Origin of the sequence: Pseudomonas maioricensis (genome assembly GCF_022790535.1) — a bacterium.
GTDB classification, from domain to species: Bacteria; Pseudomonadota; Gammaproteobacteria; order Pseudomonadales; family Pseudomonadaceae; genus Aquipseudomonas; species Aquipseudomonas maioricensis.
Genome location: NZ_LOHG01000001.1, coordinates 351,402 through 369,379 on the forward strand (window position 1 = coordinate 351,402; position 17,978 = coordinate 369,379).

Annotated in this window: 15 protein-coding genes; 3 read left to right on the plus strand and 12 right to left on the minus strand. The window is 58.9% G+C overall.

Annotated features, from left to right (window positions below; all coding sequences use genetic code 11):
• The coding region (locus tag AUC61_RS01680; RefSeq protein WP_243244171.1) for an NRDE family protein at positions 1-702 on the minus strand (702 nt) is incomplete at its 3' end.
• A 203-nt stretch (positions 703-905) separates the two neighbouring features.
• Here AUC61_RS01680 and lgt point away from each other — a divergent pair.
• Positions 906-1,718, plus strand: coding sequence for a prolipoprotein diacylglyceryl transferase (gene lgt / locus AUC61_RS01685; RefSeq protein WP_122664058.1), 813 nt, complete (start codon positions 906-908; stop codon positions 1,716-1,718).
• 52 nt (positions 1,719-1,770) lie between these two features.
• Positions 1,771-2,742 (plus strand): thymidylate synthase, encoded by a 972-nt coding sequence (locus tag AUC61_RS01690; protein ID WP_243244172.1) that lies wholly within the window; start codon positions 1,771-1,773, stop codon positions 2,740-2,742.
• Between the two features lie 137 nt (positions 2,743-2,879).
• Here AUC61_RS01690 and cadR read toward each other — a convergent pair whose 3' ends face one another.
• Positions 2,880-3,326, minus strand: a complete 447-nt coding sequence (cadR, locus tag AUC61_RS01695) for a Cd(II)/Pb(II)-responsive transcriptional regulator (protein ID WP_087265919.1) — start codon at positions 3,324-3,326, stop codon at positions 2,880-2,882.
• 84 nt (positions 3,327-3,410) lie between these two features.
• On the opposite strand from cadR, the gene AUC61_RS01700 reads away from it, so the two are divergent.
• Entirely contained in the window at positions 3,411-5,672 is a 2,262-nt protein-coding gene (locus AUC61_RS01700; protein WP_243244173.1) for a heavy metal translocating P-type ATPase, read from the plus strand.
• Positions 5,673-5,795: 123 nt separating this feature from the next.
• Here the strand turns inward: AUC61_RS01700 and hutG are convergent, their stop codons facing one another.
• The 10 genes from hutG to AUC61_RS01750 all read right to left on the minus strand — a co-directional run bounded on the left by hutG (position 5,796) and on the right by AUC61_RS01750 (position 17,891).
• On the minus strand, positions 5,796-6,599 hold the full coding sequence (gene hutG, locus AUC61_RS01705) for an N-formylglutamate deformylase (protein WP_243244174.1): 804 nt from the start codon (positions 6,597-6,599) through the stop codon (positions 5,796-5,798).
• Between the two features lie 117 nt (positions 6,600-6,716).
• The gene (hutI, locus tag AUC61_RS01710; protein ID WP_243244175.1) at positions 6,717-7,925 is read right to left on the minus strand and encodes an imidazolonepropionase; all 1,209 of its coding nucleotides are present in this window, start codon (positions 7,923-7,925) and stop codon (positions 6,717-6,719) included.
• 15 nt (positions 7,926-7,940) lie between these two features.
• Positions 7,941-9,326, minus strand: coding sequence for an amino acid permease (locus AUC61_RS01715; RefSeq protein WP_243244176.1), 1,386 nt, complete (start codon positions 9,324-9,326; stop codon positions 7,941-7,943).
• A gap of 452 nt (positions 9,327-9,778) precedes the next feature.
• A complete protein-coding gene (gene hutH, locus AUC61_RS01720) occupies positions 9,779-11,413 on the minus strand; it encodes a histidine ammonia-lyase (RefSeq protein ID WP_243244177.1) in 1,635 nt (544 codons plus the stop codon).
• 12 nt (positions 11,414-11,425) lie between these two features.
• Complete coding sequence (locus AUC61_RS01725) at positions 11,426-12,256, minus strand: quaternary amine ABC transporter ATP-binding protein (RefSeq protein WP_243244178.1); 831 nt, start codon at positions 12,254-12,256, stop codon at positions 11,426-11,428.
• Entirely contained in the window at positions 12,253-13,104 is an 852-nt protein-coding gene (locus AUC61_RS01730) for an ABC transporter permease (protein ID WP_027898503.1), read from the minus strand. Before AUC61_RS01730 ends, AUC61_RS01725 begins: the two co-directional genes overlap by 4 nt.
• A gap of 164 nt (positions 13,105-13,268) precedes the next feature.
• Positions 13,269-14,237, minus strand: a complete 969-nt coding sequence (locus AUC61_RS01735; protein WP_231677859.1) for an ABC transporter substrate-binding protein — start codon at positions 14,235-14,237, stop codon at positions 13,269-13,271.
• A gap of 271 nt (positions 14,238-14,508) precedes the next feature.
• Positions 14,509-16,194, minus strand: a complete 1,686-nt coding sequence (gene hutU, locus AUC61_RS01740) for a urocanate hydratase (RefSeq protein ID WP_243244179.1) — start codon at positions 16,192-16,194, stop codon at positions 14,509-14,511.
• A 411-nt stretch (positions 16,195-16,605) separates the two neighbouring features.
• A complete protein-coding gene (locus AUC61_RS01745; RefSeq protein WP_243244180.1) occupies positions 16,606-17,331 on the minus strand; it encodes an anti-sigma factor in 726 nt (241 codons plus the stop codon).
• Positions 17,328-17,891, minus strand: coding sequence for a sigma-70 family RNA polymerase sigma factor (locus AUC61_RS01750; RefSeq protein WP_243244181.1), 564 nt, complete (start codon positions 17,889-17,891; stop codon positions 17,328-17,330). Before AUC61_RS01750 ends, AUC61_RS01745 begins: the two co-directional genes overlap by 4 nt.
• Between the last annotated feature and the right edge of the window lie 87 nt (positions 17,892-17,978).

Below are 17,978 nucleotides of genomic sequence, written 5' to 3' on the forward strand. Positions count from 1 at the left end.
AAAACTGTGTTCGACGAAATGTTGGCTGCCGTCAGCATTGATGATCAGTACAGTGCTGGCGCGGGTGCCGTAATTGGGGCTGGCGATGAACAGGCTCGACAGCAGGCTCTCGGTGGCCAGGCTCACACCGGTGTCCGGTAAGTCTGCGGTCGGTGCAATGGTCGGGTCGCTCAGCAGGGCCATGAGCGCCAGTGGGTTCGGATCATTCAGTTGAGTGCTCAAAGCAGCCTTGGCCTTCTCGACTTTTGGCCACGGCGTATCCAGCGCCGCGTTTGAAAGCCCGTAAACCCCCTCATTGAGCCGACGCGGCTCAGGGTTGGAGCCATTGAGGTAGTACAGCTGCTCGCGATTGCCCACCAGCAGATTGAATCCCCCGTATTCATCCGACTTGTTGGCTACCTCGGCAAGATAATCTTCGACCGGAATATCGCTGGTCAAAAATTGAGCAACCAGTTCGCCGCGCGAGCGATGCCCCAGTGGCAAGTCAGGGTTGCGAATATTGGTCAGTGCCGCGAAACGCCCGCCTGCGGTGACGCCAAGCCAGGTTCCACCCGCTTCAAGGTCACGGCCAGCATAGACTTGCGGTGCATCGGCCCACTGCGCGAGAGGTTGAGTCGGGCGCGCGTAGAACTCGTCACGATTGGCGGCAACGATCAGCGGCTGTGCGTGAGAAGGGCGCCAGGCGAAAACGATCAGACACATGCAGTACTCCTTTTTCAGTCACTCTACCCACACAAGAGGCTTGCATCCATCGCACGCCGCTAGAGCGCCGGGCGTTGCTCCGGTAACATGCCGGTCTCTTTTCGTCATGCCCGGCCAAATAGCTGTTCAGCGCGGGTTTATGTTCCCTGCTTTAGTGTGTCTGGTTAAGTGCTCGCAAGAGCGTTCCCATTTAAGGAGTTGCAATGCTGCCTTACCCGCAGATTGACCCGGTGGCGGTGGCCATCGGCCCGCTGCAAATACACTGGTACGGTTTGATGTACCTGGTCGGTATCGGCGGCGCGTGGCTGCTGGCATCGCGGCGCTTGAACAGCTTTGATCCGACCTGGACCAAAGAAAAGCTCTCCGACATGATTTTCTGGCTGGCCATGGGCGTTATCGTCGGTGGGCGGCTGGGTTACGTGTTGTTCTACGATCTGCCTGCGTACATCGCCAATCCATTGTTGATCTTCGAAGTCTGGAAGGGCGGCATGGCGTTCCACGGCGGTTTCGTCGGAGTGATGATCGCTGCGTGGTGGTTCGGCCGCCGCAATGGCAAGTCGTTCTTCGAACTTATGGATTTCGTCGCGCCAATGGTGCCGATTGGTCTGGGTGCGGGCCGTATCGGCAATTTCATCAATGCCGAGCTGTGGGGCAAACCGACCGATTTGCCATGGGCAATGGTCTTCCCTCCGTTCAGCGATCCGGCGCAATTGCCGCGTCATCCTTCGCAGCTGTATCAGTTCGCCCTCGAAGGTGTCGCGCTGTTCATCATCCTCTGGCTGTTTTCTCGCAAGCCCCGTCCGACGATGGCTATTTCCGGCATGTTCGCCCTGTTCTACGGGCTGTTCCGGTTCATTGTCGAGTTCGTGCGCATGCCCGACGCGCAATTGGGTTACCTGGCGTGGGGTTGGGTCACCATGGGGCAGATTCTCAGCCTGCCGATGATCATCGCGGGTGCTGTACTGATCTGGCTGGCCTACAACCGCGCTCCCGCTGGCAAAAACGCGGCGGTTTAACACCGAAACGCCGGGCGAGCCTGCCCGGCGGATTCACCGAAGCAGGTAATTTATGAAGCAATATCTGGATCTAGTTGCCCACGTCATCAAGAACGGCACGTTGCAGGCCAACCGCACCGGTGTGAAAACCATCAGTTTTCCCGGCGCCATGCTGCGTTATGACCTCAAGGAAGGCTTCCCGGCGATTACTACCCGGCGCATGGCTTTCAAGTCGGCAATTGGCGAGATGGTCGGCTTCCTGCGCGGAGTGAACAATGCCGCTGAGTTTCGCGAACTGGGCTGCAAAGTCTGGGATCAGAACGCCAACGAAAACGCCCAATGGCTGGACAACCCGTTCCGCAAGGGCGAAGACGATCTGGGCGAAATCTACGGCGTGCAATGGCGCAAGTGGCCTGCTTACAAGCGTATCGACCTGAGCAATCCGAAAGCCATCGAACTGGCGATCAGTCAGGGCTATCAGCAGATCGCCCAATCCGAGGAAGACGGTCAGGCTTACGTCGTCCTGTACAAGGCTATCGACCAGATTCGCCAGTGCGTCGATACCATCATCAAGGATCCGGGCAGCCGTCGTATTCTGTTCCACGGCTGGAACTGCGCACAGCTGGACGAAATGGCTTTGCCGCCGTGCCACCTGCTGTACCAGTTCCACCCGAATCAAGAAACCAAAGAAATTTCCCTGACGCTGTACATCCGCTCCAACGATCTGGGGCTCGGCACGCCGTTCAACCTGACCGAGGGGGCTGCGCTGCTGAGCCTGATCGGCCGTCTGACGGGCTACACGCCACGCTGGTTCACGTATTTCATCGGCGATGCCCACGTCTACGAAAACCATCTGGACATGCTCAACGAACAGCTCACGCGCGAGCCGTATCCGATGCCCAAACTGGTCATTTCCGATCGCGTGCCGGAGTTTGCCAAGACCGGTGTGTATCAGCCGGAATGGCTGGAGCAGATCGAGCCGTCAGACTTCTCGCTGGAAGGGTACGAGCATCACCCGGCGATGACTGCGCCGATGGCGGTTTAGAACATTGCTTTGATGCTTTTATGTGGGAGCGGTGCTTGCCCGCGATTCAGGCGCCTCGGTGTATCAGACATACCGAGTAATCTGCATCGCGGGCAAGCACCGCTCCCACAGGGAATGCGCGCGGCCTCGCGATCGCTTTAATGCCCATGACTCCTGCCCACATGGGAGTGCTCCACATCTGCGGTCACCACGCTGCCGCTGACTTCCAGTCGATCCAGAATCCCGCAATGATCCGGAGCACCGTCGCTGCAGCGTTGGCGCAAGTCCAGTAGCTGTGTCTGCAAGGCTTGCAGACTGGCAATGCGGTCATTGACGTGCTGGATGTGCTCATCAATCAGCGCATTCACACTTACGCACTGGTCTTGAGGGCTGTCGCGCAAGTTGAGCAGGCTGCGGATCTCCTCAAGAGTCATGTCCAGGCTGCGGCAATTGCGGATGAAGGTCAGCCGCTCCACGTGTGCCTGGGTGTACAGCCGATAATTGCCATCGCTACGCGCAGGTGCCGGAAGCAGGCCCTCGCGCTCGTAATAACGGATGGTTTCAACCTGCGCATCAGTCAGTTTTGCCAGCTCGCCGATCTTCATCGTCATCGTTCCTGTTTTCAGTGCTTGACCCTATAGTGGCTACAGGGTGTTCACTTGGCAACAAGCACGATAAAGGACCGGACCATGAGCCAGTTGACCCCTGTTCCAGGCAAGCACGAACACACCGAGCACGACCATTCACAACACGATCATCAGGCCAAAAGCCATGATCATGCCGCTCACGCGCACAGCTGCTGTTCGTCGAAGGCCGCGCCTGCGGTGGTTTCATTCACCGATGCGCCTGCATCCGGCGCACAACTGAGCACTTTCCGTATCGAGCAGATGGATTGCCCTACGGAGCAGACGCTCATCCAGAACAAGCTGGGCAAACTGGCGGGCGTGCAGAAGCTTGAATTCAATCTGATCAACCGTCTGCTGGGCGTCTGGCATGAACTGCCGTCCACTGATCCCATTCGGGACGCCATTGCCTCACTGGGCATGCAGGCCGAGCCGGTTGAAGAGGGCGCGGAGGCAACACCTGCTCCAGTCGTGAAAAAAGCCTGGTGGCCGCTGGCGCTGTCCGGCGTCACCGCGCTAGCCGCTGAAGTTATCCATTTCGGCTCTTTCGCGTCGGATTGGGTTGTGGCTGTCGTGGCGCTGGTTTCCATCCTCAGCGGCGGGCTGGGCACCTATAAAAAGGGCTGGATCGCACTCAAGAACCTCAACCTGAACATCAATGCGTTGATGAGCATCGCCGTGACCGGTGCGGTGTTGATTGGGCAATGGCCTGAAGCCGCGATGGTGATGTTCCTGTTCACTGTCGCGGAGCTGATTGAAGCCAAATCCCTGGACCGCGCGCGCAACGCTATCAGCGGGCTGATGCAGCTCACGCCAGAGTTGGCAACGGTGAGGCAGGCGGATGGACAGTGGCTGGAAGTGGAAGCCAAAAACATCGAACTTGGTGCTATCGTCCGGGTTAAGCCGGGTGAGCGGGTCGCATTGGATGGTGAGGTAGTGTCTGGCAACTCTACGATCGATCAGGCACCAATCACTGGTGAAAGCCTGCCGATAGAGAAGACGGTTGGCGACAAAGTCTTCGCCGGTACCATCAACCAGTCCGGTTCGCTGGAGTACCGCGTCACTGCGGCGGCGAACAACTCGACGCTGGCGCGGATCATTCATGCAGTGGAGGCGGCGCAAGGCTCTCGGGCGCCGACCCAGCGTTTTGTCGACAGCTTTTCGCGCATCTATACCCCGGCGGTGTTCATCTTCGCCCTCGGCGTGGCAATCATTCCGCCGCTGTTCATGGGCGCGGCGTGGTTCGACTGGATCTATCGTGCGCTGGTCTTGCTGGTTGTGGCTTGCCCTTGTGCGCTGGTGATCTCCACGCCGGTGACCATTGTCAGTGGTCTGGCAGCGGCTGCGCGCAGAGGCATCCTGATCAAAGGCGGTGTGTACCTGGAAATGGGCCACAAGCTTGATTACCTGGCCTTGGACAAGACCGGCACGATCACCCACGGCAAGCCGGTGCAGACTGATTTCGTATTGCTTGAGTTAACTGCTGCTGATCGGGTTCCGGGTGTGGCCGCCAGCTTGGCAGGGCGTTCTGATCACCCGGTTTCGCAAGCGATTGCCAAGGCGGCCGAGAGTAACGTCAGCGCCCACGAAGTCACTGCGTTCGAAGCGCTGGGTGGGCGCGGTGTGCGTGGCGAGATCAACGGTGAGCTCTATCACTTGGGTAACCACCGTCTGGTTGAAGAGTTGGGTCTGTGTTCGCCACAGCTTGAAGCGCAACTGGATGCGCTGGAGCAGCAGGGCAAAAGCGTGGTGCTGTTGCTGGATAAGTCAGGCCCGCTGGCGCTGTTCGCAGTGGCCGATACCGTCAAGGAAAGCAGTCGCGAAGCTATCCAGCAACTGCATGAACTGGGCGTTAAGACCCTGATGCTGACTGGCGACAACCCGCACACCGCCAAGGCGATTGCTGCACAGGTCGGTATTGATTCGGCTCAGGGCAACCTGATGCCAAGCGACAAACTGGAGGCTATTGAGGCGTTATACGCCAAAGGGCATCGGGTCGGTATGGTTGGCGACGGCATCAACGACGCCCCTGCGCTGGCGCGTTCCGAGATTGGTTTCGCCATGGCGGCAGCCGGTACGGACACTGCCATTGAGACAGCGGATGTCGCCTTGATGGACGACGATCTACGCAAGATCCCGGCATTTATTCAGCTGTCGCGCCGGACGTCGGCGGTCTTGAAGCAGAACATCTTTCTCGCCTTGTTCATCAAAGCGATCTTCCTGGCGATGACCTTTGCCGGCATGGCCACGATGTGGATGGCGGTGTTCGCTGACATGGGAGTGAGTTTGCTGGTGGTGTTCAACGGGTTGCGGTTGTTGAAGAAGTAACCGTAGTCAATGCGGTCCTTTGTGGGAGCCGGGCTTGCCCGCGATAAGGCTGTAGGTGATCCAAGGCGAATCGGGTTCATCCTTATCGCGGGCAAGCCCGGCTCCCACAGGGACAGTGCAGGCTTAGCAACCGTATTTAATTTTCCCCCACTTAATCATCTCTTCAACCAGTTGCCTCAACACCACCCGCGTCGGCTCAGCCAGATCCGGGCGGTAGTGGAACGGTACGAATTCGTCCATGTACGTCGCCTGTACCAGCTCCAGTTGCACAGCGTTGATGTTGTTGGCTGGGTCGCCGTAGTTGCGGGTGATGTGGCCGCCTTTGAAGCGGCCGTTCAGTACGTGACTGTAATCTCCGGCTTTAGCGCAGGTGGCTTCCAGGCGTTTGGCTAACTCCTGATCGCAGCTGGCGCCGTTGAAGGTGCCGAGATTGAAGTCCGGCAAACGGCCTTCAAACAGGTGTGGGATATGTCCGCGAATCGAGTGGGCATCGAACAATAGCGCGTAGCCGAATTCGTCTCTCAAGCGTGCCAGCTCATGCTCAAGCGTCTGGTGGTACGGCGTCCAGATCTGCTCCAGATAACTCGCCCGCTCTTCAGCGCTTGGTGTCAGACCGTCCTTGAACAGCGGCACACCGTCGAACAGGATCGACGGAAACAACCCGGTTGTGGCACCGGCGTACAGCGGTTTGTCATCTGAAGGACGATTCAGGTCGATCACAAAGCGCGAATACTCGGCGGCCAAGGTGCTGGCACCCAGCTCTGCGGCGAAATCGTAGAGCTGCGGGATGTGCCAGTCGGTGTCCGGCAAGCTCAGGGCCTCATCCACCAGACCGGCCTCGACCGCAGGCGTCAGGCGCAACCCGGCGTGGGGCATGCTGATCAGCAGCGGCACACGACCGCGAGAAAACTTCAGAACGTTGTCCATGAATCTCTCCTGTTCAAAATATGAATCGAATCCTGTAGATGCTCACGAGCACCGCGAGGCAGCGATTGCGTTGTGTCAGGCAAACCGCAATCGCTGCCTCGCGGTGCTCGTGAGCTCCTACGGGTTCAGCGATTCAATACCGTGACGGACGATGCGTTTGTCCAGATCGCCACCCAGCCAGTAAGCCAGATCAGCAGGGCGCTCGATGTTCCAGGCGACGAAGTCGGCGACTTTGCCGGCCTCCAGCGAGCCATGGGTTTCGCCCATGCCAAGGGCTTTCGCGGCATTGATCGTGACCCCGGCCAGGGCTTCTTCGGGAGTCATGCGGAACAGCGTGCACGCCATGTTCAGCATCAGGCGCAGCGACAGCGCAGGCGATGTGCCGGGGTTGAGGTCGGTGGCAATCGCGATATTGACCCCATGTTTGCGCAGCGCTTCCATCGGCGGCAATTGCGTCTCACGCAGAAAGTAATAAGCCCCCGGCAGAAGCACCGCCACGGTTCCAGCCGCGCCCATGGCGATGGCATCTGCCTCGGTCATGAACTCCAGATGATCCGCCGACAACGCCTTGTAACGCGCCGCCAGACTTGAACCTGCCAATGGCGAAAGCTGCTCGGCATGCAGTTTCACCGGCAAGCCCAATTGCCCGGCAGTGATAAAGACTTGCTCGACTTGAGCGGGGGAAAACGCCAGGTACTCACAAAACGCATCCACCGCATCGACCAAACCTTCCTCGGCCAGTGCGGGCAGCATTTCGCTGCAGATGTGATTGATGTAGTCGTCGGCCCGGTCGGCGTATTCCGGTGGCAGCGCGTGGGCAGCCAGACAGGTGCTGCGCACCGTCACCGGCAACGTATTGCCCAGTCTGCGGATGACCCGCAGCAGTTTGCGCTCGCTGGCCAGGTCAAGGCCGTAGCCGGATTTCATTTCAACCGTGGTGACGCCATCCTTGAGCAAATGCCGCAGGCGGCGCTCCGCGCTGGCGTACAACTCGTCTTCGCTGGCTGCGCGAGTGGCGCGCACGGTACTGGCAATGCCACCACCGGCAGCGGCGATTTCGGCATAACTCACGCCCTGCAGACGCTGCTCGAATTCGCCGCTGCGGTTACCGCCGAACACCGTGTGAGTGTGGCAGTCGATCAGGCCCGGCGTGACCCACGCGCCGTTCAAGTCGATAACACTGTCGTAGGGTATGTCGGCCAGATCAGCTTGAGGCCCGATCCAGTCGATCAACGCTCCAGAAGTCACGATGGCGGCATCCTCGATGATCGAGTACTTGCCGTGAGCCATGCTCGCTACGTGACAATGTTTCCAGAGCGTTTTCATGTCCAGTCTCCGAGGTTACCGATGGGTGGGAGGCGAATGTTCAGGGCGTTTGACCCATATGAAGTAGGCCGCGATCAACAGCACAACCCAGCCTGCGCCAACGATCAGCGCGATACGGTTGTCCGGGAAGTAACCCAGCACGCCGAAGATAAACAGCATGAAAGTGATGGCTGCGGCGGGAGCATAGGGCCAGAGCGGCACCGGGAATTGAAGCTGTTCGGCTTCTTCACGGCTCATCTTGCGGCGCATGGCGACCTGGGTCAGCAGGATCATCAGCCAGACCCAGACGGTGGCGAAGGTCGCAATCGAGGCGATGACCAGGAACACGTTTTCCGGGATCAGGTAATTGAGCAGTACACCGATGAGCAGCGCGACACCCATCACCAGCACCGTCATCCATGGCACGCCCTGTTTAGACAGTCTCGAGAACGCCGCCGGTGCCTGACCCTGTTGCGCCAGGCCGTACATGATGCGGCCTGCACCAAACACGTCGCTGTTGATCGCCGACACTGCAGCGGAAATCACCACTACGTTAAGCAGCGCAGCCGCCCATGGCAGGCCCAGGCTGGAGAAAATCTGCACGAACGGGCTGTTCGCCTTGGTGATCTGCGACCACGGGAACAGCGACATCAGCACGAACAAGGTCAGTACGTAGAACAGAAGAATACGCAGCGGCACCGAGTTAATGGCTTGCGGGATGGTGCGCTGCGGATCCTTGGCTTCGCCTGCGGTGATGCCGATGATCTCTATGCCGCCAAACGCGAACATCACCACTGCAAAGCAGGCGATCAAACCACCGATGCCGTTGGGCATGAAGCCGCCATGGCTCCACAGGTTGCTGATGCTGGATACCGTCTCGCCGCTGCCCGACAGGTTTACGCCGAACAGCAAAAGCCCGAGCCCGGCGACGATCATCGCGACAATGGCGCCGACTTTGAGCAGCGACAGCCAGAACTCGGTTTCGCCGAAGACTTTGACGTTGCACAGGTTGAGCGCGCCAATCAGGAACACGATGCCCAGCACCCAGATCCAGCGAGGGACTTCCGGGAACCAGAAGCCCATATAAATCCCGAACGCGGTGACGTCAGCGATGCAGACGATGATCATTTCAAAGGCGTAGGTCCAGCCGAGCACGAAGCCCGCCATGGGGCCCAGATAGGTGCTGGCGTATTCGCCGAACGAGCCGGAGACCGGGTTGTGCACGGCCATTTCGCCCAGGGCGCGCATGACCATGAACACCGCTGCGCCGCCGATCAGGTAGGCCAGCAAAACGGCCGGGCCGGCCATCTGGATCGCCGAGGCCGAGCCGTAGAACAGGCCGGTGCCAATGGCTGATCCCAGCGCCATGAAGCGAATGTGTCGAGCTGAAAGCCCGCGTTTCAAACCTTGCTGTGACGTCATTTCAATCCAATCCGGTTTCTTTCCAGCGAACTGCCAGGTACTCAGGCGCGCAAGGATACCCGCTGGGTGCCGTCGGCCGAATCATTGGCCTGCCAGGTGTCGCCTGGCTGACATCCGGTGTCATGGATGTCTATACGTTTGCATATGGCATGGACCAAGCCGGTCCCTCGTCATGCGCAGAACCTGTGGGAGCGGCCGGGGTGGCGCTCCACCTTGCTCGCGATAAACGATAACGCGGTGTGTCGTCTGACTGCGTCTCATGTATCGCGAGCAAGCTCTGCTCCCACAGGGGAACGCGATCTCATGTGTGCGGTGCTTGCCCGCGATAAACGATAACGCGGTGTATCGTCGAGCTGCGTCTCATGTATCGCGAGCAAGCTCTGCTCCCACAGGGGAACGCATTCCTTTGTGGGAGCTGGGCTTGCCCGCGATATAGGCGACTCAATCTAAAGTCATACCGCGTCCAGTCTTATCGTCGGAATGCCGCCCAGACCAGGCTCAGCTCCCACATGAGTGGTGTGCTCCATAAGATTGGATTCGCCTCGCGAGACATCGACTGTTGCCGACCGGCACTGGCGAAACACTCTTTCCAGCAGCGCCTCACTCCTGAGCACCTTGGCGCTGCTGGCGATGTCCGGGGCCAGCCAGCGGTCTTCGTCGTAAGGCGGGACTGCTTCGCGCAGCACACGCCATGCGGCGTCGGTACCGACGCCAAAGCGCTGGATCTTCAAAAACTCGAAAGCCTGGGCCGCAAGCAGATACTCAATGGCAAGGATCTGCGTGGTGTTTTCCAGCACCTTGTGCAGTTTCAGTGCGGCATTGGTGCCCATGCTCAAGTGGTCTTCCTGCAAACCCGAGGTGACAAAGTTGTCAGTCACTGCCGGTTGCGCCAGTTGGCGGTTTTCTGCGCACAACGACGCCGCGACGTACTGCACAATCATCATCCCCGAGTTAACCCCCGGCTGGCTGACCAGAAACGCCGGCAAGTTACTGATGGTCGGGTTGATCAGGCGATCCAGACGTCGCTCGGCAATCGAGCCCAGTTCAGCGACAGCAATTGCCAGCAAGTCTGCCGCCATGGCGACGGACTGACCGTGCGGGTTGGCTTGCGACACCACGCGATACGATTCAGGTGTGCCGAGCACCAGCGGGTTGTCCGTCGCCGAGTTCAGCTCGATTTCAATCTGCCGGGTCGCGTGCACCAACTGGTCGCGGGTCGCGCCATGCACTTGCGGGATTGAGCGAACACTCAGCGCGTCCTGAGTCCGGATGCCACGGCTGTTGACCACCACCTCACTGCCATCCAGCAAGCCACGCAGGTTGCTGCCGACGATTTGCATGCCCGGATGCGGCTTGAGGGCGATGATTTCCGCGTCGAAGGCATTGATCTGGCCGCCGAGTGCTTCAAAACTCATGGCGCCGATAACATCCGCCCATTGCGTCAGGCGCTGTGCGTCGGCAATCGCCAGACAGCTCAGGCCGGTCATGCACGGCGTACCGTTGACCAGGCACAATCCGTCTTTCGCACCGAGTATGACCGGGCTCAAACCCTCGGCATCCAGCGCTTGCTGCGCAGGCATGATATGGCCGCGATAGCTGACGTTGCCCACGCCCAGCAAGGCAATCCCGATATGCGCCATGTGGGTCAGATAGCCCACCGAACCTTGGGACGGAACATACGGGGTGATGTTGCGGTTGAGCAGGTTCAGCAGCGCCTCTACGACTTGCCGGTGCAGCCCGGATTTGCCCTGGCTGTAATTGATGATTGCTGCGCAGATGATCGACCGGGTTTGCTCGTCTGACAGCGCAACACCGACACCACACGCGTGGCTCAGCAGCGTATTGCGCGACAACTGGCTCAGTTGTTCGCCTTGCAGTGAAATATTGCACAGCGCGCCCAGCCCGGTGTTCACGCCATAAGCACGCTCGCCGCTGGCGACGATGCGTTCGACGATTGCCTGAGCGTTGTCGATCCGTGCCCAGGCGCTGGCCGAGAGCGCCAGTTGCGCGCCCCGACGAGCGACTGCAACCACGTCCTGCCAACGGACCGTACCTTCACCAATCACCACTTGTTCGACGGGCGACATCTGCACGCTTCCTTACACAGTCACTGCGCGCCGCTGCACGAAACGATCAACGTATTCGTCGGCGGGGGAGTAGAGGATTTCTTTCGGAGTGCCCACCTGAATCAACTGTCCGTCCTTGAGAATCGCGATGCGATTACCGATGCGCACGGCTTCATCAAGATCGTGGGTGATGAACACGATGGTTTTCTTCAAATTGCTTTGCAGCTCCAGCAACTGGTCCTGCATTTCCGCGCGAATCAACGGATCCAGGGCGCTGAATGCTTCGTCCATCAGAATGATGTCAGTGTCTGCCGCCAATGCGCGGGCCAGCCCCACCCGTTGACGCATGCCGCCGGAAAGCTGATGCGGGTATTTGTTTTCGTAGCCCTGCAGGCCCACGGTACTGATCCAGTGCCGGGCGCGTTCGATGCAGTACTCTTTGCTCTCACCACGTACTTTCAGGCCGTAGGCAACGTTGTCCTGCACGGTCTTGTGCGGCAACAGGCCGAAACTCTGGAACACCATGCTGATTTTCTTGCGACGAAATTGGCGCAGCGCTTCCATGTCGTACTGCAGGATGTCTTCGCCATCGACCAGAATCTCGCCGCTTGTAGGATCGATCAGCCGGTTGAAGTGGCGCACCAGCGTAGACTTGCCCGAGCCGGACAGGCCCATGATCACGAAAATCTCACCGCTGCCAATGGACAGCGACAAGTCATTCACGCCGACCACGCAGCCGGTTTTTGCCAGGACTTCATCCTTGCTGTTGTTCTGCTTCACCATTTCCAGCGCGTCCTTGGGACGGTTGCCGAAAATCTTGAAGACGTTGCGGACCACGATTTTATTGGGCTGGTCGAGCGTCATTTGTTTGCCTCATGCCGTGGTCGGCCGTATGCCTGGGTGATGCGGTCGATGACCACTGCGAGAATCACAATCGCCAGTCCGGCTTCCAGTCCGCGTCCGACGTTGAGGGTCTGAATACCCACCAATACGTCTTCGCCAAGACCGCGGGCGCCGATCATCGAGGCGATAACCACCATCGACAGGGCCATCATCGTGGTCTGGTTGATCCCGGCCATGATGCTCGGCAGCGCCAGCGGCAGTTGCACGCCGAACAATTGCTGCCAGCGATTGGCGCCGAACGCATTGATCGCTTCCATGACTTCGCCGTCCACTTGGCGAATGCCCAGATCGGTAAGGCGAATCAGCGGCGGCGCGGCGTAGATCACTGTGGCGAAAATCGCCGGGACCTTGCCCAGGCCGAACAGCATCAATACCGGGATCAGGTAAACGAAGCTGGGCATGGTCTGCATGATGTCCAGCAACGGCATCAGCACCGAGCGCAGGCGGTTGCTGCGTGCCGAAAGAATGCCCAACGGGATGCCGATGATCACCGAAATCAACGTGGCGACCAGCATCAGCGCCAGGGTCTGCATCAGCTTGTCCCACAGCCCCACGGCACCGACCAGAAACAGCAGGCCGACGATGACGGCAGTGGTCGTAATCTTGCGCGTGGCGTGCCAGGCAATGCCGCCGACAATCGCCAACATCAACCACCATGGCGCCATGCGCAGCAGGCCTTCCAGATTGACGATGGCCCACAGCAGCGTGTCGGAAATCTGCCGGAACACATCGCCGTAATTGGTCACCAGCGCATCAACCCAGTCGTTGACCAGATTGGCGATGGAGAATGTGAAGCTTTCGGGGAACATAAAAGGGTTCTCGATCTAAATTGGAGATGCTTGATCGGGTACCGGGTCCTGTAGGAGTGAGCTTGCTCGCGATTCGGTGTGCCAGTCTCAAACTATTTGACTGGACTGACGCTATCGCGAGCAAGCTCACTCCTACAGGGGGGAGGGGCGCCCGGATTAGTTATCTACAACGAAGCATCCACCTTTTTCGCCGCTTCTTCACTCACCCAGGCATGCCAGACTTCAGGGTGTTCCTTGAGGAAGATCTTCGCCAGCTTCGGCGATTCGATACGGTCCTTGGTCATGCGAGCCAGGTTCTGGTTGAGCAGATCGATCGGGATGTTGACCTTTTCCATGACCGACACCAACTCAGGCGCCTGTTCGTGGAAGGCTTTCGACAAGCCGACCTTGATCTCGATGGTCTTGTTCACGCCATCCTTCTCTTCCAGACGCACCATGTCTACTTGACCCATCAAAGGCGTTGGCGACCAGTAGTAAGTCAGGATCGGCTCGCCACGTTTGTAGCTGGACAAAATCGCCGCATCGAGCGCCGGGCCGGTGCCTGGGCGGAAGTTGGTGTACTTGTCTTCCAGGCCATAGCTCTTGAGCATTTCGCTGTTTTCCAGCTCGCAGGTCCAGCCAGCCGGGCAGTTGTAGAAACGGCCTTTGCCGGGTTCTTCAGCGTCTTTGAACAACGTCGAGTATTTGGCCAGATCGCTGATGGATTTCAGGTCGGGGGCCTTGGCTTCCAGCTTGCGCTTGGCGTCGCCTTCGATCACATAGCGCGGCACGTACCAACCTTCGACTGCGCCTTTGACCGGGCTGCCGACACCGACTACTTTTCCGGCCTTCTCAGCCTTGTTCCACACTTCGCTGCGACCGACCCACTCTTCGGCAAACACCTGAATATCGTTGGTGCTCAGGGCGTTTTCCATGGTGATGGAGTTGCCCGGTAGGCTGTCGACTTCACAGCCATAACCCTTGTTCAGGACTACCTGCAGCACGTCGGTGAGCAGCATGGCGCTTTCCCAGTTCAGACCGGCGAACTTCACCGGCTTGCCGGATTCACACCAACCCGCTGCCTGACTCGCGCCAGCGCCGGTGAGCAAACCCAGTGAAATCAACGTGGATAGCAGTGCCTTCTTGGTTTTCATTGTGTGACGCTCCTCGCGAATGGATGTGGGCAGTTTCCAGATCAAAAGGCCAGAAGCCTGATTGCAGGACACTTGACGGTCCTTTGGGGTGGTCAGTTCCTTCTGCGCTGTTGGAGATCCTTTGTGGGAGCGGGTGGGCGGCATTCCGACTTGCCCGCGATAAACGATGACGCGGTATGCCGTCTAGCTGCGTCTCATGTATCGTCGGAATGCCGCCCAGACCAAGCTCTGCTCCCACAAGTACAGTGTTCCCTCTGGATCTCCGCTAGCCTTAACTCCCCACCATCGGCAGGTTCAAGCCCTTCTCATTCGCGCAATCAATCGCGATCTGATAGCCCGCATCCGCATGGCGCATCACGCCGGTTGCCGGGTCGTTGTGCAGGACGCGGGCGATGCGTTCCGCTGCTTCGTCTGTACCGTCGCATACGATCACCATGCCCGAATGCTGCGAGAAGCCCATACCGACGCCGCCGCCGTGGTGCAGCGAAACCCAGGTCGCGCCGCTGGCGGTATTGAGCAGGGCGTTGAGCAGTGGCCAGTCGGAGACGGCATCGGAGCCATCCTGCATGGATTCGGTTTCACGGTTCGGGCTGGATACCGAGCCGGAGTCCAGGTGATCGCGGCCAATCACAACCGGTGCCGACAACTCACCGCTGCGGACCATTTCATTGAACGCCAGGCCGAGTTTGGCGCGCTGGCCCAGGCCAACCCAGCAGATACGTGCTGGCAGGCCCTGGAAGGCTATGCGCTCGCGGGCCATGTTCAGCCAGTTGTGCAAGTGCGCGTCGTCGGGGATCAGTTCTTTGACCTTGGCGTCGGTCTTGTAGATATCTTCCGGATCGCCCGACAGCGCGGCCCAGCGGAAAGGCCCTACGCCACGGCAGAACAACGGACGGATGTAGGCCGGGACGAAACCCGGGAAGTCGAAAGCGTTTGCTACGCCTTCTTCCTTGGCCATCTGCCGGATGTTGTTGCCGTAGTCGAACGTCGGAATGCCCATTTTCTGGAACGCCAGCATCGCCTCGACGTGTTCAGCCATGGATTGCTTGGCGGCTTTGACCACTGCTGCCGGTTCGGTCAAAGAGCGGGCGCGGTACTCGTCCCAGGTCCAGCCTTTAGGCAGGTAACCGTTGAGAGGGTCGTGGGCGCTAGTCTGGTCGGTCACCATGTCCGGGCGTACGCCGCGACGGACCATTTCCGGCAGGATTTCTGCGGCGTTGCCGCACAGCGCGATGGAGATTGCTTTGCCTTCAGCGGTGTATTTGGCAATGCGCGCCAGGGCGTCGTCGAGATCAACGGCCTGTTCATCGACGTAACGCGTTTTGAGGCGGAAATCGATGCGGCTCTGCTGGCATTCGATATTCAAGGAGCTGGCACCGGCCATGCCTGCGGCCAGAGGTTGTGCGCCACCCATGCCGCCCAGACCTGCCGTCAGTACCCACTTGCCTTTGAGGCTGCCGTTGTAATGCTGGCGACCGGCTTCGACGAAGGTTTCGTAAGTGCCTTGAACGATGCCTTGGCTGCCGATGTAGATCCAGCTGCCTGCAGTCATCTGGCCGTACATGGCCAGGCCCTTGGCATCCAGTTCGTTGAAGTGCTCCCAACTCGCCCAGTGCGGCACCAGGTTGGAGTTGGCGATCAGCACGCGAGGGGCGTTGCTGTGAGTCTTGAACACGCCGACCGGTTTGCCGGACTGGACCAGCAGGGTTTCGTCATCATTCAGATTGGTCAGGCTTTCAACGATCTTGTCGTAGCATTCCCAATTACGTGCTGCGCGACCGATACCGCCATAAACCACCAGCTCTTTAGGGTTTTCGGCCACTTCCGGGTCAAGGTTGTTCATCAGCATGCGCAACGGCGCTTCGGTCATCCAGCTTTTGGCGGTGAGCTTAGTGCCCCGGGCAGCGCGAACTTCAACGTCACGGTAGCGGGTCCAGTGTTGGTTATTCTCGGTCACGAAAGAAGTCCTCAGCGATCAGTTCAATGCACTTGGCTTTACTTGTATGTACAAGCATATGCAATTGAAATACCAACATTGGAAATCCATCGTAATGCCACGGACACCACGAACCTGTAGGAGTGAGCTTGCTCGCGATAGCGTCGTGTCAGTCGATGTATTTGCGGCTGATCTGACGTCATCGCGAGCAAGCTCACTCCTACAGAAAAAGTTTTAAATTCAGAAGGTTATATTGATTTTTAATAGGTGGCTGGGCGAGTTAAGCAGGCGGGTTCGACGAGGAGCGGGGACAGGAACTCAAAAGATAGGCGGCCATGGGGCGGCGGATGCACGCGAACAGTGAGCCGTCCAAAGTCGTTACGACTCGCTTCGTCTTGGGGCGCTCGGTAACAAATTGGTGCGCGGTTTGGGTCAGATCACCTTAACCGCACGACCGATGAACTGGATCGGCCCGGTAGGTTTACCGATCGGTGAGCCGGTGGCCTGTTCCAGCGTCAGCTCGAACAGCTGGTTAGGCTGCAGCGGCGGCAGTTTATCCAGTGGCACTTTCAGGGTCTGCCCTGGCTTCACCAGCCCGAGCGATACCGGGCCTTGCCAGTCATCACCCTTGGTCCAGAACTCCAGCGCCTTGTCGGCGGGCACTTCGGTAACGCTCAGGGGGATGAGCTGGATGTCTTGTGAATTACTGGTCTGAATCACCCAGCCCGGTGCTTTGTCCTGCGGCGCGACCAGTACCACCAGATAAGACGGCGATGGAGTTGTGCGTGATTGGGTGAGCAAGGTCATGCCCAACACCAGTGACGCCGCCAGCCCGGCACCGGCCAGACCACGCCAGATCGACAGGTTGTTCCACCAGCTCTGTACGTCGCGTTTTGTGGTTTTCTGCGGCGCAAGCAGGTCATCCAGACTGCGCTCAATGCGCGCCCACAGATGGGTTGGCGGGTTTTGCGGTTCCACCATGTCCGTCAGTGGCAGCAGGCGCTCTTCCCACGCATCGACAGCAGCCCGCAGGGCTGGCTCGTTGGGCAGTCGACGCTCTACTTCAGTTCGTTGCTGTGCAGACAAAGTGCCCAGCACATATTCGCCCGCTAACTCATTCAGCGGTTTTTGGGGTTCAGTGCCCGAGCTGTTGCTCATCCGATGCACTCCCGTAATGCATTCAGGCTGCGCTTTATCCAGGTTTTGACAGTGCCCAGCGGCGCGCCGATTTTTTGCGCAATCTCTTGATGTGAATAGCCGTCCACGTAAGCGTGGAACACGCAATTGCGACGTACCGGTTCAAGCTGCTCCAGACAGAATTCGATCCGCCCTGGGTTCACCCGCCAGTCAAAACTGTCCACCGTTTCATTCCAGCCTTCCAGCGTCGCCTGTGCTTCGCCATGTTCGTCTTCATCTTCGCTCTGCACCTCACGGGCATTGTTGCGAAGGGCGTTCAACGCCAGATTTCGGGTGATGCTGAATATCCAGCCACGGGCAGAACCTCGGGTCTTGTCGAAGCTCGCTGCGCCAGTCCAGACCTTGATGAAGGCGTCGTGCACGATGTCCTGCGCCAACGCGCTGTCGCGTACCAAACGTTGCGCAACACCGAGCAAACGAGCGCTTTCCTGAGCATACAGACGCTCAAGCGCTTGCCGCTCGCCTCGTGCGCAGGCATCCAGTGCAGCTTCGTAATCGAACAGGGATTCGTGGGAGGACAATTCAATACGCCGTTTACAGAGTACTTCTACCCCGATTTGAATCGGAGCACCCGCGCAGGAGCATAGCCCAGTTCCCGCGCGGGACCC